General features: G+C 60.1%; 23 protein-coding genes. 6 read left to right on the top strand and 17 right to left on the bottom strand.

Annotation, left to right across the window (positions count from 1 at the left end):
* Positions 1–30: 30 nt before the first annotated feature.
* From ACS5Q8_RS06975 to ACS5Q8_RS06960, 4 genes are read left to right on the top strand one after another with little or no spacing between them, the layout of a single operon-like run.
* On the top strand, positions 31–759 hold the full coding sequence (locus tag ACS5Q8_RS06975; protein ID WP_247407180.1) for an ABC transporter permease: 729 nt from the start codon (positions 31–33) through the stop codon (positions 757–759).
* Complete coding sequence (locus ACS5Q8_RS06970; RefSeq protein ID WP_017844772.1) at positions 756–1,466, top strand: ABC transporter permease; 711 nt, start codon at positions 756–758, stop codon at positions 1,464–1,466. Before ACS5Q8_RS06975 ends, ACS5Q8_RS06970 begins: the two co-directional genes overlap by 4 nt.
* A 9-nt stretch (positions 1,467–1,475) precedes the next feature.
* Positions 1,476–2,594, top strand: a complete 1,119-nt coding sequence (locus tag ACS5Q8_RS06965) for a succinylglutamate desuccinylase/aspartoacylase family protein (RefSeq protein ID WP_276196869.1) — start codon at positions 1,476–1,478, stop codon at positions 2,592–2,594.
* Positions 2,595–2,607: 13 nt separating this feature from the next.
* Positions 2,608–3,372, top strand: a complete 765-nt coding sequence (locus tag ACS5Q8_RS06960) for an ABC transporter ATP-binding protein (RefSeq protein WP_010563548.1) — start codon at positions 2,608–2,610, stop codon at positions 3,370–3,372.
* 247 nt (positions 3,373–3,619) lie between these two features.
* Here ACS5Q8_RS06960 and ACS5Q8_RS06955 read toward each other — a convergent pair whose 3' ends face one another.
* Both ACS5Q8_RS06955 and dcd read right to left on the bottom strand, forming a co-directional pair.
* Positions 3,620–3,826, bottom strand: coding sequence for a hypothetical protein (locus tag ACS5Q8_RS06955; RefSeq protein WP_443697447.1), 207 nt, complete (start codon positions 3,824–3,826; stop codon positions 3,620–3,622).
* A 107-nt stretch (positions 3,827–3,933) separates the two neighbouring features.
* On the bottom strand, positions 3,934–4,500 hold the full coding sequence (dcd, locus tag ACS5Q8_RS06950) for a dCTP deaminase (RefSeq protein WP_058412395.1): 567 nt from the start codon (positions 4,498–4,500) through the stop codon (positions 3,934–3,936).
* A gap of 400 nt (positions 4,501–4,900) precedes the next feature.
* Between dcd and ACS5Q8_RS06945 the strand changes: the two genes are divergently transcribed.
* Positions 4,901–5,110, top strand: a complete 210-nt coding sequence (locus ACS5Q8_RS06945; RefSeq protein ID WP_002554837.1) for a cold-shock protein — start codon at positions 4,901–4,903, stop codon at positions 5,108–5,110.
* Between the two features lie 201 nt (positions 5,111–5,311).
* Here the strand turns inward: ACS5Q8_RS06945 and rpoS are convergent, their stop codons facing one another.
* The 8 genes from rpoS to ACS5Q8_RS06905 form a co-directional block, all read right to left on the bottom strand.
* Positions 5,312–6,316, bottom strand: a complete 1,005-nt coding sequence (rpoS, locus tag ACS5Q8_RS06940) for an RNA polymerase sigma factor RpoS (protein ID WP_276196867.1) — start codon at positions 6,314–6,316, stop codon at positions 5,312–5,314.
* A 105-nt stretch (positions 6,317–6,421) separates the two neighbouring features.
* Positions 6,422–7,258: a peptidoglycan DD-metalloendopeptidase family protein gene (locus ACS5Q8_RS06935; RefSeq protein ID WP_426099563.1), complete on the bottom strand. Its 837-nt coding sequence runs from the start codon at positions 7,256–7,258 to the stop codon at positions 6,422–6,424.
* Positions 7,259–7,466: 208 nt separating this feature from the next.
* On the bottom strand, positions 7,467–8,102 hold the full coding sequence (locus ACS5Q8_RS06930) for a protein-L-isoaspartate(D-aspartate) O-methyltransferase (protein WP_247402496.1): 636 nt from the start codon (positions 8,100–8,102) through the stop codon (positions 7,467–7,469).
* Positions 8,103–8,143: 41 nt separating this feature from the next.
* Positions 8,144–8,893 carry a 5'/3'-nucleotidase SurE gene (gene surE, locus ACS5Q8_RS06925; protein WP_276196865.1) on the bottom strand — a complete coding sequence of 250 codons (750 nt, stop codon included), beginning with the start codon at positions 8,891–8,893 and terminating at the stop codon, positions 8,144–8,146.
* A complete protein-coding gene (gene truD / locus ACS5Q8_RS06920; protein WP_443696963.1) occupies positions 8,881–9,939 on the bottom strand; it encodes a tRNA pseudouridine(13) synthase TruD in 1,059 nt (352 codons plus the stop codon). The genes surE and truD overlap by 13 nt, the downstream gene beginning before the upstream one ends.
* The gene (gene ispF / locus ACS5Q8_RS06915; RefSeq protein ID WP_025855145.1) at positions 9,936–10,409 is read right to left on the bottom strand and encodes a 2-C-methyl-D-erythritol 2,4-cyclodiphosphate synthase; all 474 of its coding nucleotides are present in this window, start codon (positions 10,407–10,409) and stop codon (positions 9,936–9,938) included. Before ispF ends, truD begins: the two co-directional genes overlap by 4 nt.
* 54 nt (positions 10,410–10,463) lie before the next feature.
* Positions 10,464–11,309: an S-formylglutathione hydrolase gene (fghA, locus tag ACS5Q8_RS06910; protein ID WP_276196863.1), complete on the bottom strand. Its 846-nt coding sequence runs from the start codon at positions 11,307–11,309 to the stop codon at positions 10,464–10,466.
* Positions 11,310–11,317: 8 nt separating this feature from the next.
* Positions 11,318–12,430, bottom strand: a complete 1,113-nt coding sequence (locus ACS5Q8_RS06905) for an S-(hydroxymethyl)glutathione dehydrogenase/class III alcohol dehydrogenase (RefSeq protein WP_247402481.1) — start codon at positions 12,428–12,430, stop codon at positions 11,318–11,320.
* A 109-nt stretch (positions 12,431–12,539) separates the two neighbouring features.
* Here ACS5Q8_RS06905 and ACS5Q8_RS06900 point away from each other — a divergent pair, with 109 nt between their 5' ends.
* On the top strand, positions 12,540–13,436 hold the full coding sequence (locus ACS5Q8_RS06900) for a LysR substrate-binding domain-containing protein (RefSeq protein WP_247402482.1): 897 nt from the start codon (positions 12,540–12,542) through the stop codon (positions 13,434–13,436).
* 130 nt (positions 13,437–13,566) lie between these two features.
* Here the strand turns inward: ACS5Q8_RS06900 and ispD are convergent, their stop codons facing one another.
* From ispD to ACS5Q8_RS06865, 7 genes are all read right to left on the bottom strand, one after another.
* Entirely contained in the window at positions 13,567–14,274 is a 708-nt protein-coding gene (gene ispD, locus ACS5Q8_RS06895) for a 2-C-methyl-D-erythritol 4-phosphate cytidylyltransferase (RefSeq protein WP_276196862.1), read from the bottom strand.
* On the bottom strand, positions 14,271–14,549 hold the full coding sequence (gene ftsB / locus ACS5Q8_RS06890) for a cell division protein FtsB (protein WP_276196861.1): 279 nt from the start codon (positions 14,547–14,549) through the stop codon (positions 14,271–14,273). Before ftsB ends, ispD begins: the two co-directional genes overlap by 4 nt.
* A 171-nt stretch (positions 14,550–14,720) precedes the next feature.
* Positions 14,721–16,010 carry a phosphopyruvate hydratase gene (gene eno / locus ACS5Q8_RS06885; RefSeq protein ID WP_276196860.1) on the bottom strand — a complete coding sequence of 430 codons (1,290 nt, stop codon included), beginning with the start codon at positions 16,008–16,010 and terminating at the stop codon, positions 14,721–14,723.
* Between the two features lie 158 nt (positions 16,011–16,168).
* Positions 16,169–17,014, bottom strand: coding sequence for a 3-deoxy-8-phosphooctulonate synthase (gene kdsA, locus ACS5Q8_RS06880; RefSeq protein WP_276196859.1), 846 nt, complete (start codon positions 17,012–17,014; stop codon positions 16,169–16,171).
* A 5-nt stretch (positions 17,015–17,019) separates the two neighbouring features.
* Positions 17,020–18,651, bottom strand: a complete 1,632-nt coding sequence (gene pyrG, locus ACS5Q8_RS06875; RefSeq protein ID WP_276196858.1) for a CTP synthase — start codon at positions 18,649–18,651, stop codon at positions 17,020–17,022.
* Between the two features lie 273 nt (positions 18,652–18,924).
* On the bottom strand, positions 18,925–20,244 hold the full coding sequence (gene tilS / locus ACS5Q8_RS06870; RefSeq protein ID WP_443695943.1) for a tRNA lysidine(34) synthetase TilS: 1,320 nt from the start codon (positions 20,242–20,244) through the stop codon (positions 18,925–18,927).
* Positions 20,245–20,404: 160 nt separating this feature from the next.
* Entirely contained in the window at positions 20,405–21,352 is a 948-nt protein-coding gene (locus ACS5Q8_RS06865; protein ID WP_465159995.1) for an acetyl-CoA carboxylase carboxyltransferase subunit alpha, read from the bottom strand.
* Positions 21,353–21,358 lie beyond the last annotated feature (6 nt).

The following is a 21,358-nucleotide window of genomic DNA, read 5'->3' as shown; positions in this document are numbered from 1 at the left end:
GCGCTTTTTTATCGCCATAGGTCCTGATTTATGTTCGAAGAATTGTTGCAAACCCTCGGGCTGAGCGCGCTCAGTTTGAAGGGTTTCGGCCCGCTGTTGCTGCAAGGCACCTGGATGACCATCAAGTTGTCGGTGCTGTCCCTGGCCGTCAGCGTGTTGCTGGGCCTGCTCGGCGCCAGCGCCAAACTGTCCAGCCTGCCCTTCCTGCGCATTCCCGCCCAGCTCTACACCACGCTGATTCGTGGCGTGCCCGACCTGGTGCTGATGCTGCTGATTTTCTACAGCCTGCAAACCTGGCTGACCGGTCTTACTGACTTCATGGAATGGGAATACATCGAAATCGACCCATTCAGCGCCGGGGTGATCACCCTGGGCTTTATTTACGGTGCGTACTTCACCGAAACCTTTCGCGGCGCGATCCTCGCGGTGCCCCGTGGCCAACTGGAAGCCGCCACGGCGTATGGCCTCAAACGCGGGCAGCGGTTTCGCTACGTGACCTTCCCGCAAATGATGCGCTTTGCCCTCCCGGGCATCGGCAACAACTGGATGGTGATGCTCAAGGCCACCGCGCTGGTGTCGATCATCGGCCTGGCAGACCTGGTCAAGGCCGCGCAGGATGCCGGCAAGAGCACCTATCAACTGTTTTACTTCCTGGTGGTTGCCGCCTTGATCTACCTGCTGATCACCAGTGCGTCCAACTTTGTCCTGCGCCGTCTTGAACGTCGCTATTCGGCAGGCTCCCGGGAGGCCGTGCGATGATCGAACTCTTGCAGGAATACTGGCGCCCATTCCTTTACAGCGACGGCCAGCACATCACCGGCCTGGCCATGACCATGTGGCTGCTCAGCGCCTCATTGGTGATCGGCTTTTTGGTGTCGATCCCGCTGTCCATCGCCAGGGTGTCGCGTAACCCTCTGGTGCGCTGGCCGGTGCAGTTCTACACCTACTTGTTTCGTGGTACGCCGCTCTATATCCAATTGCTGATCTGTTACACCGGCATCTACAGCATTGCCGCCGTGCGCGCCCAGCCGGTGCTGGATGCGTTCTTTCGCGACGCGATGAACTGCACGGTCCTGGCCTTCGCGCTCAACACCTGCGCCTACACCACCGAGATTTTCGCCGGGGCGATCCGCAGCATGGCCCACGGCGAGGTCGAAGCGGCCAAAGCCTACGGCCTCAGCGGCTGGAAGCTGTACGCCTATGTGATCATGCCGTCGGCCCTGCGCCGTTCATTGCCGTACTACAGCAATGAAGTGATTTTGATGCTGCACTCGACGACGGTGGCGTTTACCGCGACGATCCCGGACATTCTCAAAGTGGCCCGGGACGCCAACTCGGCCACCTTCCTCACCTTTCAATCATTCGGCATCGCTGCGCTGATCTACCTGACTGTGACCTTTGCCCTGGTCGGTCTGTTTCGTCTGGCGGAGCGCCGCTGGCTGGCTTTCCTCGGGCCGAGCCATTAAGGAGCCTTCATGCGTCATCAGATCCATGAACTGATCGCGCCGGTGCCAGGCACGGCGCGGCAGATTCACAGCTTCCACTTCGGCCCGGAGCAGGCCGAACACAAGATCTACATCCAGTCGTCGCTGCATGCCGATGAACTGCCGGGCATGCTGGTGGCCTGGCACCTCAAGGCACGCCTGGCGCAACTGGCCGCCGCCGGGCGCTTGCGCAGCGAAGTCGTGCTGGTACCCATCGCCAACCCGGCGGGCCTCGAACAAGTGTTGATGGACATCCCACTGGGCCGCTATGAGTTGGAAAGCGGGCAGAACTTCAATCGCCTGTTTGTCGACCTCAGTGAAGAGGTGGGTGATCAGGTCAAGGATTTGCTCGGGGAGGATCCCCAGCGCAACGTCGAACTGATCCGCGAGGCGCTGTCCAGCGCCCTGGCGGAGCAAACCGTCACGACCCAGTTGCAATCCCAGCGCCTGGTGCTGCAACGCCTGGCCTGTGATGCCGACATGGTGCTGGACCTGCATTGCGACTTCGAAGCCGTGGCGCACCTGTACACCACGCCCGAGGCCTGGCCGCAGGTGGAGCCGCTGGCGCGGTACATCGGCTCGGAGGCCAACTTGCTGGCCACCGATTCCGGCGGGCAATCCTTCGATGAGTGCTTCACCCTGGTGTGGTGGCAGTTGCAGCAACGCTTCGGCGAACGCTTCCCGATCCCCATGGGCTGTTTTTCGGTGACCGTCGAACTGCGCGGCCAGGGCGACGTCAACCATGGCCTAGCCGGCCTCGACTGCCAGGCGATCATCGACTACCTGATTCACTTCGGCGCGATTGCCGGCGACGTGGCACCGCTGCCCGACCTGCCCTACCCGGCCACCCCGCTGGCGGGCGTCGAACCGGTAGCGACGCCGGTCGGCGGCTTGCTGGTGTTCAGCGCCTTGCCCGGTGAATACCTCGAAGCCGGGCAACTGATCGCCGAAATCATCGACCCCATTACTGACCGCGTAACGCCTGTGCATTGCAAAAGCGCCGGCCTGCTTTACGCCCGTTCGCTGCGGCGCATGGCCACTGCAGGGATGGTCATCGGCCACGTTGCAGGCTCAGAGGCCTACCGCAGCGGCTACCTACTTTCGCCTTGAGGATGCACGCCCCATGTACAAACTGACCGTTGAAGGCCTGCATAAAAGCTATGGCGACAATGAAGTGCTCAAAGGCGTCTCGCTCAAGGCCAAGACCGGTGACGTGATCAGCCTGATCGGCGCCAGCGGTTCGGGCAAGAGCACCTTCCTGCGCTGCATTAACTTTCTGGAAACGCCCAACGACGGTGCGATGACCCTCGATGACAAGCCGATCCGTATGGTCAGCGACCGCCACGGCATGCGCGTGGCCGACGACGCCGAGCTGCAGCGCCTGCGCACGCGCCTGGCGATGGTGTTCCAACACTTCAACCTGTGGAGCCACATGAGCGTGCTGGAAAACATCACCATGGCCCCGCGCCGGGTGCTGGGCTGCAGTAAGAAAGACGCCGAGGACCGTGCCCGTCGCTACCTGGACAAAGTCGGCCTGCCGGCCCGCGTGGCCGATCAATACCCGGCATTTCTCTCTGGTGGCCAGCAGCAACGCGTGGCCATCGCCCGCGCCTTGGCGATGGAGCCGGAGGTGATGCTGTTCGACGAACCCACCTCGGCCCTCGACCCGGAGCTGGTGGGCGAAGTGCTGAAGGTGATCCAGGGCCTGGCAGAGGAAGGCCGCACCATGATCATGGTGACCCACGAGATGAGCTTTGCGCGCAAGGTGTCGAGCCAGGTGCTGTTCCTGCACAAGGGCTTGGTGGAAGAGCAAGGCACGCCAGAAGATGTGCTGGGCAACCCGAAGAGTGAGCGCCTGCAACAATTCCTGAGTGGCAATTTGAAGTAATTTTTTTGCTAAGCGTTACCGCAAACACCCTGCTCGCCCCCAGCCCCGCCTGAGCGCTCTGAGGGCCTGCCGAGCCGGCGCATGAGCTTGATCGCGGCAAACCCCGCAGGCGGCCTGCTGACGGCGTTTGGGGCCTTTGCTGAGGATATTCAGTGGAGCAGGACCACCAGCGGCGGACTTCTGTGATCGACCGCCAGGCGACCTGGCTAGTCTGTTGGAGAACTGACCATTTCCCAACCTGCGGGCATCAAGCGATCGGCGCGGGTGGCGGCTCATCCGGAAGGGTCGGTTCGCCAGGCTCGTCAGGTTGGATAGGGTCCGGGGAATCGGGGTCAGGTTGACCGGGGATACCGCCCGCATAGGCAGGGTCGGCCATCAGGGACCAGGCCAGAACACCAATCTGGTTGGGTTCAAGCCGGGCGAGTTCGGCGCTGATTCGCGGGTCGATCTTCATAAGGTACTCCTCAAGCGTGGCTCGGCGCGTTTTGCACGCACCGAGGCAGTACACCCAATAGAGTCACTTTCCCCAGACTAATTCCCTTTAAGCGTAGGACGTTTCTATCAGGCGCGTGGCAAGGTGACGCCGCGCTGGCCTTGGTACTTGCCGCCACGGTCCTTGTAGGACACTTCACAGGCCTCATCGGACTGCAGGAACAGCATCTGCGCCACGCCTTCGTTGGCGTAGATCTTCGCCGGCAGGGTGGTGGTGTTGGAGAATTCCAGGGTGACGTGGCCTTCCCACTCAGGCTCAAGCGGCGTTACGTTGACGATAATGCCGCAGCGCGCGTAAGTGCTTTTACCCAGGCAGATGGTCAGCACGTCGCGGGGAATACGGAAAAATTCCACGGTGCGCGCCAGGGCGAAGGAGTTGGGCGGGATGATGCACACGTCGCTCTTGACGTCGACGAAGCTCTTTTCGTCGAAGTTTTTCGGATCGACGGTGGCCGAGTTGATGTTGGTGAACACCTTGAATTCATCGGCACAACGCACGTCGTAGCCGTAGCTGGAAACACCATACGAAATCACACGATCAGCGCCTTCACCACGGATCTGGCGCTCAACGAACGGTTCGATCATGCCGTGCTCTTGCGCCATGCGGCGAATCCACTTGTCCGATTTGATGCTCATGGCGGGTGTCCTGAATAGCGAGGTGGAAAAATTCTGTTGGGCATCTTACCGGGGTGGGCGTTGGGGTTCAAAGGGCGTGGGGCTTTTGTTAATGAATGTCTTGATCTATGCCCGCCTTATATACGCCGCAGCCAGCGGGGCCGGGCCCCAAATCGGCGTGCGCAGTGAACGTAAATACCACCGCCAATCACGAAAATAGAGAAACCTTCGGAAATACCATTGGCACGTTCCGGAAAAAGGGTTAAGGTGGCGCCACTGTGCTGCTTGTGTCACTGAGAATCTCTACACGATATGTTGAATTTCGATCCAACCATCTCCAAGAATTTTTCCTGCTCTTTGCACTCAGTCTCGGCCAGGGCTTTTCCTGAGTCGCAGTTAACTTTGTCCAAGGAGATACACCATGTCTAATCGCCAAACTGGTACCGTTAAGTGGTTCAACGATGAAAAAGGCTTCGGCTTCATCACTCCACAATCCGGTGACGACCTGTTCGTTCACTTCAAAGCTATCCAATCCGACGGCTTCAAAAGCCTGAAAGAAGGCCAACAGGTTTCTTTCATCGCTACCCGCGGTCAGAAAGGCATGCAAGCTGAAGAAGTTCAAGTTATCTAACTTGTACTGACTTAGTCGAAAGAACCCCGCCCTTAAAAGCGGGGTTTTTTTATGCCTGGGATTTGGGCATACATAAATAAAATACCATGCTCAAAAATGTGGGAGGGGGCTTGCCCCCGATAGCGGTGGGTCAGTCGATACATCCAGTGACTGAACCACTGCCATCGGGGGCAAGCCCCCTCCCACATTCAAACTGCGTCGCTATTGGAACAACGACTCACTCGACAAGCCATTCTTCTCCAGGATCTCACGCAAGCGCTTGAGCCCTTCTACCTGGATCTGCCGCACCCGCTCACGGGTCAGGCCAATCTCCTGGCCTACATCCTCCAGGGTACTGCTCTCATGGCCGCGCAGGCCGAAGCGGCGAATCACCACCTCGCGCTGCTTGTCTGTAAGTTCCGACAGCCACTGGTCAATGCTTTGGGAGAGATCATCGTCCTGCAACAGCTCGCAAGGGTCCGTCGGGCGATCATCCGTCAGGGTGTCCAGCAGGGTTTTATCCGAATCCGGGCCCAGCGAGACGTCGACCGAGGACACGCGTTCGTTAAGACCGAGCATGCGCTTGACCTCGCCTACCGGCTTTTCCAGCAGGTTGGCGATTTCTTCGGGCGAGGGTTCATGATCGAGTTTTTGGGTCAGCTCACGCGCAGCCCGCAGGTAGACGTTGAGTTCCTTGACCACATGGATCGGCAAGCGGATCGTGCGGGTCTGATTCATGATCGCCCGTTCGATGGTCTGGCGAATCCACCAGGTGGCGTAGGTCGAGAAGCGAAACCCCCGCTCAGGGTCGAATTTCTCCACCGCCCGGATCAAGCCGAGGTTGCCCTCCTCGATCAGGTCCAACAGGGACAGCCCACGATTGACGTAGCGTCGGGCGATTTTCACCACCAGACGCAGGTTGCTTTCAATCATGCGCTTGCGCCCAGCCGGATCACCCTTTTGCGACAAGCGCGCAAAATGGACTTCTTCTTCGGGAGTCAGCAGAGGGGAAAAACCGATCTCATTGAGGTACAGCTGGGTCGCATCGAGCGCCCGCGTGTAGTCAATGTACTTGTGCTGTTTTAACGCAGTGGAGTTCTTGGATTTGGTGCGAACTGAAGGTACCGCAGATCCCTCATTCGACATCGAGTCCATAGCGACACCGGTCTCCATAAGGAGAACCTCATCGTCGATGTCAAACTCCGGCGCTTCTTTACTGAGAGCCATTGTTATAGTCCTTTGGTGAGTTCGACCTCAAGCTCAAGCGACGCCTTTATCCTTGGCAACGCTGGAGCCTGTTCCTTCTACGCGAGGGAACAGGCTGGCAACACATCAACGACGGGGTAGAAATTGCAGCGGATCTACAGGCTTCCCTTGGCGGCGAATCTCAAAGTGCAGTTTCACCCGGTCTGTACCAGTTGACCCCATTTCGGCAATTGTCTGTCCGACTTTGACCTGCTGCCCCTCCCGAACCAACAGCCTACGGTTGTGACCGTAAGCACTGACGTAGGTATCGCTGTGTTTGATGATGACCAGCTCGCCGTAGCCCCGCAAACCACTCCCGGCGTACACCACTGTCCCATCAGACGCAGCTAAAACAGGCTGTCCCAAATCCCCGGCGATATCAATGCCTTTATTCAAACTGCCGTTTGAAGAGAATTTTCCAATTAATACACCGTTTGAAGGCCATCCCCAACCGCTCGGTGCAGGCCCCGCAGGCGGCAGCGGCGCGGCTGCCGGCTTGCTCGCAACCGCAGGCGCGGCGGTGCCTGCAGGCCGGGTGATGATCGTGGTTTTGCTCGAAGACGAGGGCGAAGATCCGGTGTTTGTCACAACTGCCGTCGGCGTTGAACCGGTGCGTCCATCGAAGCGAATGGTCTGACCTGGATGTATCGTGTATGGCGCAGGAATACTGTTACGCGCGGCGAGTGCCTTGTAGTCCCAGCCATAACGGAAGGCGATCGAAAACATCGTATCGCCCTTACGCACCACATATTGCCCCGTGGTCACGGTCGGCTTTTGCGGTGCTGCGTTGGTGCGGTCAACCACCCTCGCGCCCCCGGAAGGCGTGCTCGAACAAGCCGCCAATAAGGAACTCAAGACAAGGCCAAGCACCAGTCGCTGAAAGCTTGTTTTACTCATACGCTGCGCAAGACCTGTGAGACTCACCCGCCGCTCCCTTTGTGGTGGCTGAACATGAATGCCTGTATCAGGCTTGAAATATGTCGTAAGTATAACTGGGCATTGGCTTTTTACTGGCACACGACTGAAACGAAAAATTCATCGCGTTTAAACCAACGACCGATCATGTTGACTCTATAGACCCCGCCGTAAGACACATCCCCGCCAACAGAATTCACTGCGCGCGAATAAATGATCAGGCGAGCGGGCCATTGAGCAACGGCACGAAACGCACAGCACCGAGCACATGCCGCGAAAAGCCTTCCTCTTCACGGATAATGAGCATCAATTGTTGCACTTCACCGGAACCCACCGGGATCACCAGCCGACCGCCAGGAGCCAGCTGATCGAGCAACGCCTGCGGCACATCGGTGGCAACCGCGGTGACGATGATGCCGTTGTATGGCGCCAGCGCCGGCCAGCCTTCCCAGCCATCGCCCCAGCGGAACACCACGTTGCGCAGGTTCAGTTCCACCAGTCGTTCTTTGGCGCGATCCTGCAGCACCTTGATGCGCTCCACCGAGAACACACGCTCCACCAACTGTGACAGCACCGCAGTCTGGTAACCCGAACCGGTGCCGATCTCCAGCACCTTGTCCAACGGGCCAGCCTCCAGCAGCAGTTCGCTCATGCGCGCGACCATATACGGCTGGGAAATGGTCTGGTTATGCCCGATCGGCAACGCCGTGTCTTCATAGGCGCGATGGGCCAGGGCCTCATCGACAAACAGGTGCCGAGGCGTGCGCCGGATCACTTCCAACACCTGGGCATTGGACAGACCCTCTTCGTAGAGGCGCTGGATCAGACGCTCGCGGGTACGTTGCGAAGTCATCCCTATACCGCGACGCAGCAGGTCGTCTTGTTCACGAGCCATCAGCGCAAGCCCTCCAGCCAGCCATCGAGACTACTGAAGGCATCACTGAAGGTGCGATCGAGTTGCAACGGGGTAATCGAGACATAGCCTTGCATAACCGCATGAAAATCGGTGCCCGGGCCGCCGTCTTCGGCATCGCCTGCGGCGGCGATCCAATAACCTTCCTTGCCACGTGGGTCTACCACCTTCAACGGTGCCGCCGCACGGGCGCGATGGCCCAGGCGCGTGAGCTGGATGCCGCGAATATGCTCGATGGGCAAATTGGGGATATTGACGTTAAGCACCGTCCGGGGCGGCAGATCGAGGGAACCATGGGCTTCCACCAGCTTGCGCGCAAAATAGGCGGCAGTCGGCAGGTTATCCAATTGGCGCGAGGCGAACGAGAAGGCGAACGACGTCCGACCCAGGAAGCGCCCCTCAAGGGCGGCCGCCACGGTGCCAGAATACAGCACGTCATCTCCCAGATTGGCGCCAAGGTTGATGCCCGACACCACCAGATCCGGCTCCTGATCCAACAAACTGTTGATCGCCAGGTGTACGCAGTCGGTGGGGGTGCCGTTCACGCTGATAAAGCCATTGGCCAGAACGTGCACGTGCAGCGGACGGTCGAGCGTCAGCGAACTGCTGGCGCCGCTCTTGTCCTGGTCGGGGGCAACCACCACGCACTCGGCGTAATCCGCCAGCGCAGCATGAAGCGCGGCGAGGCCAGGTGCGGTGGCACCGTCGTCATTTGATATCAGAATACGCATGGGCTGTCCGTCTGCCCCACCGGCACCAGATCAACAAGCTCGCGCACCAAGACAGTGGCGAAGCATCCGGCCGGTAGGACGAATTCCAATTGCAGAATGTCAGGCCCGGGATAATGCCACGTCAACCCGCCAATGGGCAGTCGCAGAATGCGACGTTCCTGGCTCATGCCGGCATTCACCAGCCAATCGCGCAGGTCGGCTTCACCGGCGACAACCGCCTGCTCCAGTGCATGGGTTGCACCGGTAGCCGGCGAATCGCCTTCGCCCCACTGCGGTCCGGTGGGGTGCAGGTCCAGGATCGCCAGGCGCGGGTCGCTGCATTCAGCCTCCCCCGCCGGAAAAAAACTGCGACTGTCGGTGAAGGCCAGAAGATCGCCGACCTGGGCACGCTGCCAGGAACCGTCCGCGACACGCGCTGCCAACACTTTGTTGAAGAGGAAACTGCGCGCCGTCGACAGCAACCGCGAACGCACATTGCGCTGCTCCGGCAAGGCCTTGCGGGCCGCCCACTCACGCGCATCCACCACATTGCCGCCGTTGTGGCCAAAACGCTGGGTGCCGAAATAATTGGGAATGCCGTGCTGGGCGATCAGTTGCAGGCGCGCATCAATGGCCGCGTGATCCCCCGCCAGTTGCGTCAAGCGCAAGGTAAAGCCGTTGGCCGAATGGGCACCCCGTTGCAGCTTGCGCTTGTGACGGCCGGTCTTGAGGATCTTGAGGGTGTCGTTTTCCGCGCCGCTCAGGTCCGGATCAGCCTTGCCCGGCAGTTGCACACTGAACCACTGGCGGGTCAACGCCTGGCGATCCTTGAGCCCGGCATAACTGACGGTGCGCAACGGCACGCCGGCGGCCTTGGCGATCCGGCGGGCGGCCTCTTCAGTGTTGAGGCCACGCTTTTCCACCCACAGCCACAGGTGCTCACCCTCGCCGGTCAGCGGGATATCGAGCACTTCGTCGACCTGGAAATCTTCAGCGGTAGCCTTCAATACAGCGCTGCCCAAAGCCTCGCCATAGGCCCGCGGGCCCAACAGTTGCTGGTCGTTCATGCGCGCAGCAACAAGGCGACGGAGTGCACCGCGATGCCCTCTTCACGACCGGTAAACCCGAGCTTTTCGGTGGTGGTGGCTTTCACGTTCACTTGATCCAATTCAATGTGCAGATCCGCAGCGATGAGCGCGCGCATCGACTCGATGTGGGGGGCCATTTTCGGCGCCTGGGCCACGATGGTGTTATCGACGTTGCCGACTTTCCAGCCTTTGGCGTGGATCAGTCCGACCACATGGCGTAGCAATACGCGGCTGTCCGCGCCCTTGAAGGTCGGGTCGGTGTCCGGAAAGTGCTTGCCGATATCGCCGAGCGCCGCTGCGCCGAGCAAGGCGTCGCTCAAGGCGTGCAACACGACATCGCCGTCGGAATGAGCCAGCAACCCATGGTGGTGCGCAATGCGCACACCGCCCAAAGTGATGAAATCGCCTTCAGCGAAACGGTGCACATCGTAGCCGTGGCCAATACGCATAAAAAAACGCCCCGATTTAATTCAGGGCGTGATTCTACCTACTTTTGTCGCATATTAACCGAGCAAAGCACGACCATGATGTCGCAAATGGTCTTCGATGAAGCTGGCGATAAAGAAGTAGCTGTGGTCGTAGCCGGGTTGCAGGCGCAGTTCGAGCGGGTGATTGGCCGCTTTCGCCGCTTGCTGCAAGGCTTCGGGCTTGAGCTGCACCGCGAGGAAGTCGTCGCGGTCGCCCTGATCCACCAGCAATGGCAGTTTTTCCGAGGCTTCGCTGATCAGCACGCATGCGTCCCACTCGCGCCACTTCGAGCGTTCTTCGCCCAGGTAACGGGAGAAGGCTTTCTGGCCCCATGGGCAATCCATCGGGTTGTTGATCGGCGAAAACGCCGACACCGATAGGTAACGCCCGGGGTTGCGCAACGCGCACACCAGCGCACCGTGACCCCCCATGGAGTGGCCGCTGATACCGCGTTTATCCGAAGCTGGGAAATGCGCTTCAACCAACGCCGGCAATTCCTGCACCACGTAGTCATGCATCCGATAATGCTTGGCCCAGGGTTCCTGGGTGGCATTCAGATAGAAACCGGCCCCAATACCGAAATCCCAGGCGTTGTCCGGATCGCCCGGCACACCGGGGCCACGGGGGCTGGTGTCCGGCGCGACAATGATCAGCCCCAGTTCGGCCGCCATGCGCTGGGCGCCGGCTTTCTGCATGAAGTTTTCATCGGTGCAGGTCAACCCGGACAGCCAGTACACCACCGGCAGCTTGCCGCCCTGCTCCGCCTGCGGCGGCAGGTAGACGGCGAAGGTCATGTCGCAACCGAGCACGTCAGAATGATGCTTGTAGCGTTTATGCCAGCCGCCGAAGCTCTTCTGGCACGACAGGTTTTCCAGACTCATGGCCGACCTCAGAAGTGGATGACGGTACGAATGCTCTTGCCTTCATGCATCAGCTCAAACGCTTTGTTGATGTCTTCCAGGCCCATGGTGTGGGTGATGAAGGTGTCCAACGGGATCTCGCCGCTCTGGGCCATTTCCACGTAGCTGGGCAATTCAGTCCGACCACGCACGCCGCCGAAGGCCGAACCGCGCCAGACGCGGCCGGTCACCAGTTGGAATGGACGGGTGGAAATTTCCTGGCCGGCACCGGCAACGCCGATGATCACCGATTCGCCCCAGCCTTTGTGACAGCATTCAAGGGCGGCGCGCATCAGTTGCACGTTGCCGATGCACTCGAAGGAAAAGTCCACGCCGCCGTCAGTCAAATCGACAATCACGTCCTGGATCGGGCGGTCGTAGTCTTTCGGGTTGATGCAGTCGGTGGCGCCCAGTTGCTTGGCGATTTCGAACTTGGCCGGGTTGATGTCGATGGCGATGATGCGACCGGCCTTGGCTTTTACCGCACCGATCACCGCCGACAGGCCGATACCGCCGAGGCCGAAGATGGCGACGGTGTCGCCGGGCTTGACCTTGGCGGTGTTGATCACCGCACCGATACCGGTGGTGACGCCACATCCCAGCAGGCAGACTTTTTCCAGCGGCGCGTCTTTAGGAATCTTCGCCACGGAAATTTCCGGCAGCACGGTGTACTCGGAAAAGGTCGAGGTGCCCATGTAGTGGAAAATCGGCTGACCCTTGTAGGAGAAACGCGTGGTGCCGTCCGGCATCAAGCCTTTCCCCTGGGTGGCACGAATGGCCTGGCACAGGTTGGTCTTGCCCGACAGACAGAATTTGCACTTGCCGCATTCCGGGGTGTACAGCGGGATCACATGGTCGCCGACGGCAACCGAGGTCACGCCCTCGCCGATCGCTTCAACCACGGCACCGCCTTCATGGCCGAGAATCGACGGGAAGATGCCTTCCGGGTCGGCGCCCGACAAGGTGTAGGCGTCGGTATGGCACACGCCGGACGCTACCACGCGCAACAGCACTTCGCCGGCCTTGGGCATGGCGACATCCACTTCTACGATCTCAAGGGGCTTCTTGGCTTCGAAGGCTACAGCCGCGCGGGACTTGATCATCCGGGTTTCTCCAGGGAGTTAAAAACTGAGGCGGTGAGTGTAAAACATGGCTGACTGATTAATAATCCAGGCAAAAGCAAAACTTTATTGCTGTACGGGGATAATCGCCATGCTGGAAAACCGCTGGGAAGGCATCGATGAGTTCGTCGCCGTCGCTGAATGCAGCCAATTCACGGCGGCGGCGGAACGCCTTGGGGTGTCTTCGTCCCACATCAGCCGACAGGTGGCACGCCTGGAAGAGCGACTGCAAACACGCTTGCTGTATCGCAGTACGCGCAAAGTGACCCTGACCGAAGCCGGCCAGACCTTTCTACAGCACTGCCAGCGCCTGCAGGATGGCCGCGAAGAAGCCCTGCGCGCCGTCGGCGACCTCGCCAGCGAGCCCAAGGGTATGCTGCGCATGACCTGCGCCGTGGCGTATGGCGAGCGGTTTATCGTGCCACTGGTGACGCGGTTCATGGGGCTTTACCCGCAACTGCGGGTGGATATCGAGCTGAGCAATCGCCAGTTGGATTTGGTCCACGAAGGCCTCGACCTGGCAATTCGCCTGGGGCGCCTGCAAGACTCGCGCATGGTCGCCAGCCGCCTGGCGCCGCGACGCATGTACTTGTGCGCGTCGCCGTCCTACCTGGCGCGGTATGGGCGGCCACATAGCTTGTCGGAATTGAGTCGGCATAACTGCCTGGTCGGCAGCTCGGACATCTGGCAACTGGCCCAGGATGGGCGCGAATTTTCCCAACGGGTGCAAGGCAACTGGCGCTGCAACAGTGGGCAAGCGGTATTGGACGCGGCGTTACAAGGGGTGGGCTTGTGCCAGTTGCCGGACTATTACGTGCTGGAGCATTTGCACAGTGGCGCGTTGGTGTCGTTGCTGGAGGCGCATCAGCCGCCGAATACGGCGGTGTGGGCGTTGTATCCGCAGCAGCGGCATTTGTCGCCGAAGGTCAGGAAGCTGGTGGATTTCTTGAAGGAGGGATTGGCCGAGCGGCCGGAGTACAGCCGTTGATTAATCAGTGTTTAGACCCACCTCGATCGGGAGCAAGCCACCTCCCACACTCGACCGTGTTCCTACAGGATAAACGCGATCGAATGTGGGAGCGGGCTTGCTCGCGAAAGCATCAACTCGGTGCAACTGACTACCGCCGGTTAGCCCACCGCAACCGCAGCCACTCCAAATCCTCAGGCCGGGTCACCTTGATATTGTCCGAGCGCCCCTCAATCAAACGCGGCGCCTGGCCGGACCATTCCATGGCCGAGGCTTCGTCGGTGATCACCGCATCGGCCACCAGGCTGTCGGCCAACGCGCGATGCAACGCGCCCAGGCGGAACATCTGCGGCGTGTAGGCTTGCCAGATCAGGCTGCGGTCGACGGTTTCGACCACACGCCCGTGCTTGTCGACGCGCTTGAGGGTGTCGCGGGCCGGCACGGCCAGCAAGCCACCCACGGGGTCATCCGCGAGTTCGGCGAGCAACTTGTCGAGGTCATCACGACTCAGGTTAGGCCGCGCGGCATCGTGTACCAACACCCAGTCATCATCGCTGGCGCCCAGTGCATTGAGGTGCAGCAGCGCATTGAGCACCGAGCCCGAACGCTCCAAACCACCGTCCGCCCGCTGAATACGCGAGTCAGCGGCACACGCCAGGCTGGGCCAGTAAGGGTCATCAACGGCAAGACTGACCACCAGGCCCTTGAGCGAGGGGTGGTCGAGAAAACAGCCAAGGCTGTGTTCGAGAACAGTGCGCCCGCCCAGTTGCAAGTATTGCTTGGGACGGTCTGCAGCCATACGGGCACCGACGCCCGCGGCAGGAATCACGGCCCAGAAGGCCGGCAAACAGTGATTCATTGGGCCAACTGGTAGAGGGTTTCGCCCTCCTTGACCATGCCCAATTCATGACGAGCCCGCTCTTCGACGGTCTCCGTACCTTTTTTCAGCTCAAGCACCTCGGCATCGAGGACACGATTGCGCTCCAGCAGGCGTTCGTTTTCGGCGTGCTGGTCAGCAATTTGCTGGGTCAGGTCTTCTACCTGCGCAAAGCTGCCATTACCCACCCATAGGCGGTACTGCAGGCCAGCCAGCAACAAGAGCAAGACGAGGAACAACCAGTTGGGACTGCGCATCGAATATCGGGTATCCAGTGAAAAAAGACAGCCATGCAGAACTTTTAAAGTAACTGATAGCACGAAGCCTGGAAGACCCAGGCTTGTGCTTGATCGCCATCAGATTAGCGTCGAATTTCACATTCTCGTGATTTTTCCGACACAACCCGCCGACTTTTTACCATTTACTGATCAGCCGCGAAACTCGCCGCGACCGTTGTACTTGGCTTTACCCCCCAGTTGCTCTTCGATACGCAGCAATTGGTTGTACTTGGATACGCGATCGGAACGGCACAGCGAGCCGGTCTTGATCTGGCCCGCCGACGTGCCCACGGCCAGGTCGGCAATGGTCGAGTCTTCGGTTTCACCGGAGCGGTGCGAGATCACGGCGGTGTAGCCCGCAGCCTTGGCCATCTGGATGGCTTCCAGGGTTTCGGTCAGGGTGCCGATCTGGTTGAACTTGATCAGGATAGAGTTGGCGATCTTCTTGTCGATGCCTTCTTTCAGGATCTTGGTGTTGGTCACGAACAGGTCGTCGCCAACCAGTTGGACTTTTTCGCCGAGCTTATCGGTAAGGATTTTCCAGCCGTCCCAGTCGGACTCGTCCAGGCCGTCTTCGATCGAGATGATCGGGTAGCGCTGGGTCAGACCTTTGAGGTACTCGGCAAACCCTTCGGAGTTGAACACCTGGCCTTCGCCGGACAGGTTGTACTTACCGTCTTCGTAGAATTCGCTGGCAGCGCAGTCCAGGGCCAGGGTCACGTCGGTGCCCAGGGTGTAGCCGGCGTTGGCCACGGCTTCGGAGATCACTTTCAGTGCATCTTCGTTGGACGCCAGGTTCGGCGCGAAGCCACCTTCGTCACCCACGGCAGTGCTCAGGCCACGGGCCTTCAGGACAGCCTTGAGGTGATGGAAAATCTCGGTGCCCATGCGCAGGCCTTCGGAGAAGGTCTTGGCGCCAACCGGCTGCACCATGAATTCCTGGATGTCGACGTTGTTATCGGCGTGTTCGCCACCGTTGATGATGTTCATCATCGGTACCGGCATCGAGTACACACCCGGCGTGCCGTTGAGGTTGGCGATGTGGGCGTACAGCGGCAGGTCCTGGTCCTGGGCGGCGGCCTTGGCGGCAGCCAGGGACACGGCGAGGATGGCGTTGGCGCCCAGGCTGCCTTTGTTTTCAGTGCCGTCGAGCTTGATCATCGCGTGGTCCAGGGCTTTCTGGTCCAGCGGGTCTTTGCCCAGCAACAGGTCACGAATCGGACCGTTGATGTTGGCTACCGCCTTGAGGACACCCTTGCCCAGGTAACGGCTCTTGTCGCCATCACGCAGTTCCAGCGCTTCGCGCGAACCTGTGGAAGCACCGGACGGCGCGCAGGCACTGCCGATGATGCCGTTATCGAGAAGCACGTCGGCTTCGACGGTGGGGTTGCCACGGGAGTCGAGAACTTCACGACCTTTGATGTCGACGATTTTTGCCATTGTTGTAAACACTCCAAAGTTGACGAAAACGACGCAGCTGAAGGAAAACTTTTGATCGACCGCAAGGGGGGGAACAACGGGGCAGACTTGCAGACGACAAGGCTCAGGCCGCAGGGCCTGAGCATTTAGCGTGGGATACTTTACCGGAGAAATGGCGCTTACGCGGTCTCTACCGTCGGAAAACTCTTGACCAGTTCGTCCAATTGCTTGAGCTGGGCCAGGAATGGCTCCAGTTTGTCCAGGCGCAGGGCGCAAGGACCGTCGCATTTGGCGTTGTCCGGGTCCGGGTGGGCTTCCAGGAACAGGCCGGCCAGGGACTGGCTGACGCCCGCCTTGGCCAGGTCCAAGACCTGGGCACGACGCCCGCCAGCGGAATCGGCGCGACCACCCGGCATTTGCAGCGCGTGGGTCACGTCGAAGAACACCGGGTATTCGAACTGTTTCATGATGCCGAAACCGAGCATGTCCACCACGAGGTTGTTGTAGCCGAAGCTCGAACCGCGCTCGCAGAGGATCAACTGGTCGTTACCCGCTTCCACGCACTTGTTCAGGATGTGTTTCATTTCCTGGGGCGCGAGGAACTGGGCTTTCTTGATATTGATCACCGCGCCGGTCTTGGCCATGGCGACCACGAGGTCGGTCTGGCGCGACAGGAAGGCCGGCAACTGGATGATGTCGCATACCTCGGCGACCACGGCAGCCTGTTCAGGCTCATGGACGTCGGTGATGATCGGCACGCCGAAGGCTTGCTTGATGTCCTGGAAGATCCGCATGCCTTCTTCAAGGCCCGGGCCGCGATAGGACGTCACAGACGAACGGTTGGCCTTGTCGAAGCTGGCCTTGAACACATAAGGGATACCCAGTTTCTGGGTAACCTTCACGTACTCTTCACAGACCTGCATCGCCATGTCGCGGCTTTCCAGCACGTTCATGCCGCCGAACAGCACCATTGGCTTGTCGTTGGCAATCTCGATGTCGCCTACGCGAATGATCTTCTGGGCCATCAGGTTCACGCCTTCTTCTGATGTTGCGTCAGTGCTGCTTTAACGAAACCGCTGAACAACGGGTGACCGTCGCGCGGCGTCGAGGTGAATTCAGGGTGGAACTGGCACGCCACGAACCACGGATGATCCGGCGCCTCGACCACTTCGACCAACTTGCCATCGCCCGAGCGGCCGGAGACTTTAAGGCCGGCTGCTTTGATCTGCGGCAGCAGGTTGTTGTTCACTTCGTAGCGGTGACGGTGACGCTCAACGATCACGTCCTTGCCGTAGCAGTCGTGAACCAGCGAACCCGTCTCCAGCAGGCAGTCTTGCGCGCCGAGGCGCATGGTGCCACCCATGTCGGACGATTCGGTACGGGTTTCAACGGCGCCGGTGGCGTCTTCCCACTCGGTGATCAGGCCTACGACCGGATGGCCGCTGGAATGATCGAACTCGGTGGAGTTGGCGTCTTTCCAGCCCAGCACGTTACGGGCGAACTCGATAACGGCCACTTGCATGCCCAGGCAGATCCCCAGGTATGGCACCTTGTGTTCACGAGCGTACTGGACGGCGGTGATCTTGCCTTCCACGCCACGCAGGCCGAAACCGCCTGGAACGAGGATCGCGTCAACGCCCTCGAGCAGGGCGGTGCCTTGGTTCTCGATGTCTTCGGAATCGATATAGCGCAGGTTGACCTTGGTACGGTTGCTGATACCGGCGTGGCTCATCGCTTCGATCAGCGACTTGTACGCATCCAGCAGCTCCATGTACTTGCCGACCATGGCGATGGTGACTTCGTGCTCAGGGTTGAGCTTGGCGTCGACCACGGCTTCCCACTCGGACAGATCCGCGCCGCCGCATTGCAGGCCGAAACGCTCGACCACAAAATCATCCAGGCCCTGGGAATGCAGGATGCCCGGGATCTTGTAGATGGTGTCGGCGTCTTCCAGGGCAATCACCGCACGTTCTTCAACGTTGGTGAACTGCGCGATCTTGCGACGCGAGGAAATATCGATCGGGTGATCGGAACGGCACACCAGCACGTCCGGCTGCAGGCCGATGGAGCGCAGTTCCTTGACCGAGTGCTGGGTTGGCTTGGTTTTGGTTTCGCCGGCAGTGGCGATGTACGGCACCAGTGTCAGGTGCATCAGCATCGCGCGCTTGGCGCCGACTTCGAAACGCAACTGGCGGATGGCTTCGAGGAACGGTTGGGATTCGATGTCACCCACGGTGCCACCGATCTCGACCATCGCCACGTCGGCATCGCCTGCACCCTTGATGATGCGGCGCTTGATTTCGTCGGTGATGTGCGGAATCACCTGGATGGTTGCACCCAAGTAGTCACCACGGCGCTCCTTGCGCAGCACGTGTTCGTAGACACGGCCGGTAGTGAAGTTGTTGTTCTGGGTCATGGTCGTGCGGATGAACCGCTCGTAGTGGCCCAGGTCCAGGTCGGTCTCTGCGCCGTCGTGTGTGACGAACACTTCACCGTGCTGGAACGGGCTCATGGTGCCCGGGTCAACGTTGATGTACGGGTCCAGCTTGAGCATGGTGACCTTAAGTCCCCGCGCCTCCAGGATGGCCGCCAATGAAGCGGAGGCAATGCCTTTCCCCAATGAAGAAACAACACCGCCCGTGACGAATATGTAGCGCGTCATGAAAAACCCTAGAAGTCTGCGTTAAAGCGGTCCGAGCCGCCGGGGAAAGCGAAGGAAGGCCGAAGCCCCCGATCACCTGCATTAATCACAGTGCACCTTTCAAAAAAACCGCCGCGTGGTGACAGACCAGCAATGAAACACCGGTACGTTGATCGCTACACATTTTTTGGAATCGCCCAGCAAAGACTGCTTGGTAATCGGCAACTGCTGCGATTCAGGCGAATCCACAGAAGTTGTATCAAGAAGGGAGCGTAGTCTACCGGAAAGGCGCTATCAGCTCAAACCTTGATCGCAGGTCTGTGGCATCCAATGTAATTCCCAGCCGTCATTCGGCGCATTCCAAAGCCCTGCAAGGCTGGGCGCAGCCAGCAATTGCCCGCCCCGATACAGCAGCGGCAATCTGCCACGGATAAAGCCCGGCAGCCTACTTTCGTTGAGCAGGCGCTTCAAATCACGCCGACCGCGACCCGGGATGTCGATGATTTCGCCGCCTTGGCGATAGCGAACCTGCAGAACGCCCTCGGGCACCTGGCCGATCAATCGGAGTTGGCCATTACCCGGCAACTCTAGTGGGTTTTGCGGCTGCGCCCAGCTCACCGATGCGTCGGAAAACTCCGACCAACTGGAGGGCAGCCACCAGATACGCTCGCCGCAACGATGCAGATCGCCGTCGGCAAGGCGCCACAGGGGTTGCGCATCGAGCTTGGCGTCGCGCAGGGAATGCCAGCCGGCCCAGTGGTCACTGTCGGGTAAGCGCGTCAGCGGGTTCAGCCAATGGCGCAGGGCGTTGCGTTGCCGCGCGTCGGAAAGCTCACACAACGGCGCCAGGGCCAATGACGGCAAGGGCAGCCACGGAAAAGGCGAAGGCTGGTCGGCGGCTTGCAGGTCGATACCCGCCAACTCGTCCAACAGGCCTTGGGCTTCGCTCAAATGCTCAGCGGCACGGGCGAGGCTCGCAATGGCCTGCGGCCAGCGCTCGGTCAGCCGCGGGAATACACGATGACGCAGGTAATTGCGGGAGAAGCGTGGGTCGGCGTTGGAAGGGTCTTCGATCCACGTCAACTCGTGCGCCTGGGCGTAGACCTGCAGCTCGGCACGTGAACTGCCCAGCAACGGCCGCAGCAGATGACCGCCCGCCAGCGGCCGCTGCATCGGCATCGCCGCCAACCCTTGCACCCCCGCGCCGCGCAGCAGACGAAACAGCAGGGTTTCGGCCTGATCGTCGCGGTGCTGGCCGGTGAGCAACGCCGCCCCTGCCCCGACCACTTCACTGAACGCCTGATAGCGCGCGTCGCGAGCCGCGCGTTCCAGGCTTGCACCGGCCCGCACCTGCACGCGCATGACTCGCAAGGGGACCCCAAGGGCGTCACAAACCGACTGGCAATGACTCGGCCAGCTATCAGCCGCCGCCTGCAGGCCATGGTGGACATGAACCGCGCCAAGCGTAGGAATTTTTTCAGTTTTGGCCAGCGTCGCCAGAAGGTGCAGCAGGACAGTGGAATCAAGCCCGCCGGAAAAAGCGATATGCCAGGCCGAGGCGTCGCGCCAGGGGGCCAGGGATTGCAGGATTTTGGCGGGCAGTAATGGTTTCATCAGATGTTACCGCCGCAAACCTGGAATACGTTGGCCAAGCATACACAAAGCAAATGTGGGAGGGGCTTGCTCCCGATAGCGGCGGGCCAGTCACCCGATGCATTGACTGACACTCAGCAATCGGGAGCAAGCCCCCTCCCACATTTTTTACTGCTGCGACTTAGAGACCGTAGCTCATCAGGCGTTCGTAACGACGGGCCAACAGCGCTTCGTTATCCAGCTTCTTGAGCATCGCCAGTTGCGAACCCAGTTCGGCACGGATGCTCGCAGCAGCGGCTGCCGGGTCGCGGTGGGCGCCGCCCAATGGCTCGGCGATGACTTTATCAACGATACCCAGGCCCTTGAGGCGATCGGCCGTGATACCCATCGCTTCGGCAGCGTCCGGCGCTTTCTCGGCGGTTTTCCACAGGATCGAGGCGCAACCTTCCGGCGAGATCACCGCATAGGTCGAATATTGCAGCATGTTCAGTTGGTCGCAGACACCAATGGCCAACGCACCGCCGGAACCACCCTCACCAATCACGGTGGCGATGATCGGGGTTTTCAGGCGGGACATAACGCGCAGGTTCCAGGCGATCGCTTCGCTCTGGTTACGCTCTTCGGCGTCGATACCTGGGTAGGCCCCCGGGGTGTCGATGAACGTCAGGATCGGCATCTTGAAGCGCTCGGCCATTTCCATCAGGCGGCAGGCCTTGCGGTAGCCTTCCGGACGCGGCATGCCGAAGTTACGGCGAACTTTTTCGCGTACTTCACGGCCTTTCTGGTGACCGATCACCATCACCGGCTGGTCGTCCAGGCGAGCGATACCGCCCACGATGGCCGCGTCGTCGGAGAAGTGACGGTCGCCGTGCAACTCGTCGAACTCGGTGAAGATGTGCTGAATGTAGTCCAGGGTGTACGGACGGCGCGGGTGGCGGGCCAGGCGCGCGATCTGCCAACTGGTCAGCTTGCCGAAGATGTCTTCGGTGAGCTTGCTGCTCTTGTCTTGCAGGCGAGCGATCTCATCGCCGATATTCAGCGAATTGTCATTGCCGACCAGGCGCAGTTCTTCGATCTTGGCTTGCAGGTCAGCGATCGGCTGTTCGAAATCAAGAAAATTCGGGTTCATAAGCGT

The organism is Pseudomonas sp. PAMC25584, from assembly GCF_058135675.1.
Note: the sequence above shows the minus strand (reverse complement) of the source record. Positions and strands in the feature narration are given on the sequence as shown.

Bases quoted from the DNA above. Each gene is read 5' to 3' on its own strand.
- rpoS (WP_276196867.1), bottom strand. From the start codon at position 6,316: ATGGCTCTCAGTAAAGAAGCGCCGGAGTTTGACATCGACGATGAGGTT.
- kdsA (WP_276196859.1), bottom strand. From the start codon at position 17,014: ATGGCCCAGAAGATCATTCGCGTAGGCGACATCGAGATTGCCAACGAC.
- ACS5Q8_RS06900 (WP_247402482.1), top strand. From the start codon at position 12,540: ATGCTGGAAAACCGCTGGGAAGGCATCGATGAGTTCGTCGCCGTCGCT.
- ACS5Q8_RS06955 (WP_443697447.1), bottom strand. From the start codon at position 3,826: ATGAAGATCGACCCGCGAATCAGCGCCGAACTCGCCCGGCTTGAACCC.
- eno (WP_276196860.1), bottom strand. From the start codon at position 16,010: ATGGCAAAAATCGTCGACATCAAAGGTCGTGAAGTTCTCGACTCCCGT.
- dcd (WP_058412395.1), bottom strand. From the start codon at position 4,500: ATGAGCATCAAATCGGACAAGTGGATTCGCCGCATGGCGCAAGAGCAC.
- ftsB (WP_276196861.1), bottom strand. From the start codon at position 14,549: ATGCGCAGTCCCAACTGGTTGTTCCTCGTCTTGCTCTTGTTGCTGGCT.
- truD (WP_443696963.1), bottom strand. From the start codon at position 9,939: ATGAACGACCAGCAACTGTTGGGCCCGCGGGCCTATGGCGAGGCTTTG.
- ACS5Q8_RS06970 (WP_017844772.1), top strand. From the start codon at position 756: ATGATCGAACTCTTGCAGGAATACTGGCGCCCATTCCTTTACAGCGAC.
- ACS5Q8_RS06975 (WP_247407180.1), top strand. From the start codon at position 31: ATGTTCGAAGAATTGTTGCAAACCCTCGGGCTGAGCGCGCTCAGTTTG.
- pyrG (WP_276196858.1), bottom strand. From the start codon at position 18,651: ATGACGCGCTACATATTCGTCACGGGCGGTGTTGTTTCTTCATTGGGG.
- fghA (WP_276196863.1), bottom strand. From the start codon at position 11,309: ATGAGTCTGGAAAACCTGTCGTGCCAGAAGAGCTTCGGCGGCTGGCAT.
- ACS5Q8_RS06945 (WP_002554837.1), top strand. From the start codon at position 4,901: ATGTCTAATCGCCAAACTGGTACCGTTAAGTGGTTCAACGATGAAAAA.
- surE (WP_276196865.1), bottom strand. From the start codon at position 8,893: ATGCGTATTCTGATATCAAATGACGACGGTGCCACCGCACCTGGCCTC.
- tilS (WP_443695943.1), bottom strand. From the start codon at position 20,244: ATGAAACCATTACTGCCCGCCAAAATCCTGCAATCCCTGGCCCCCTGG.
- ACS5Q8_RS06930 (WP_247402496.1), bottom strand. From the start codon at position 8,102: ATGACTTCGCAACGTACCCGCGAGCGTCTGATCCAGCGCCTCTACGAA.
- ACS5Q8_RS06960 (WP_010563548.1), top strand. From the start codon at position 2,608: ATGTACAAACTGACCGTTGAAGGCCTGCATAAAAGCTATGGCGACAAT.
- ispD (WP_276196862.1), bottom strand. From the start codon at position 14,274: ATGAATCACTGTTTGCCGGCCTTCTGGGCCGTGATTCCTGCCGCGGGC.
- ACS5Q8_RS06905 (WP_247402481.1), bottom strand. From the start codon at position 12,430: ATGATCAAGTCCCGCGCGGCTGTAGCCTTCGAAGCCAAGAAGCCCCTT.
- ispF (WP_025855145.1), bottom strand. From the start codon at position 10,409: ATGCGTATTGGCCACGGCTACGATGTGCACCGTTTCGCTGAAGGCGAT.
- ACS5Q8_RS06965 (WP_276196869.1), top strand. From the start codon at position 1,476: ATGCGTCATCAGATCCATGAACTGATCGCGCCGGTGCCAGGCACGGCG.
- ACS5Q8_RS06865 (WP_465159995.1), bottom strand. From the start codon at position 21,352: ATGAACCCGAATTTTCTTGATTTCGAACAGCCGATCGCTGACCTGCAA.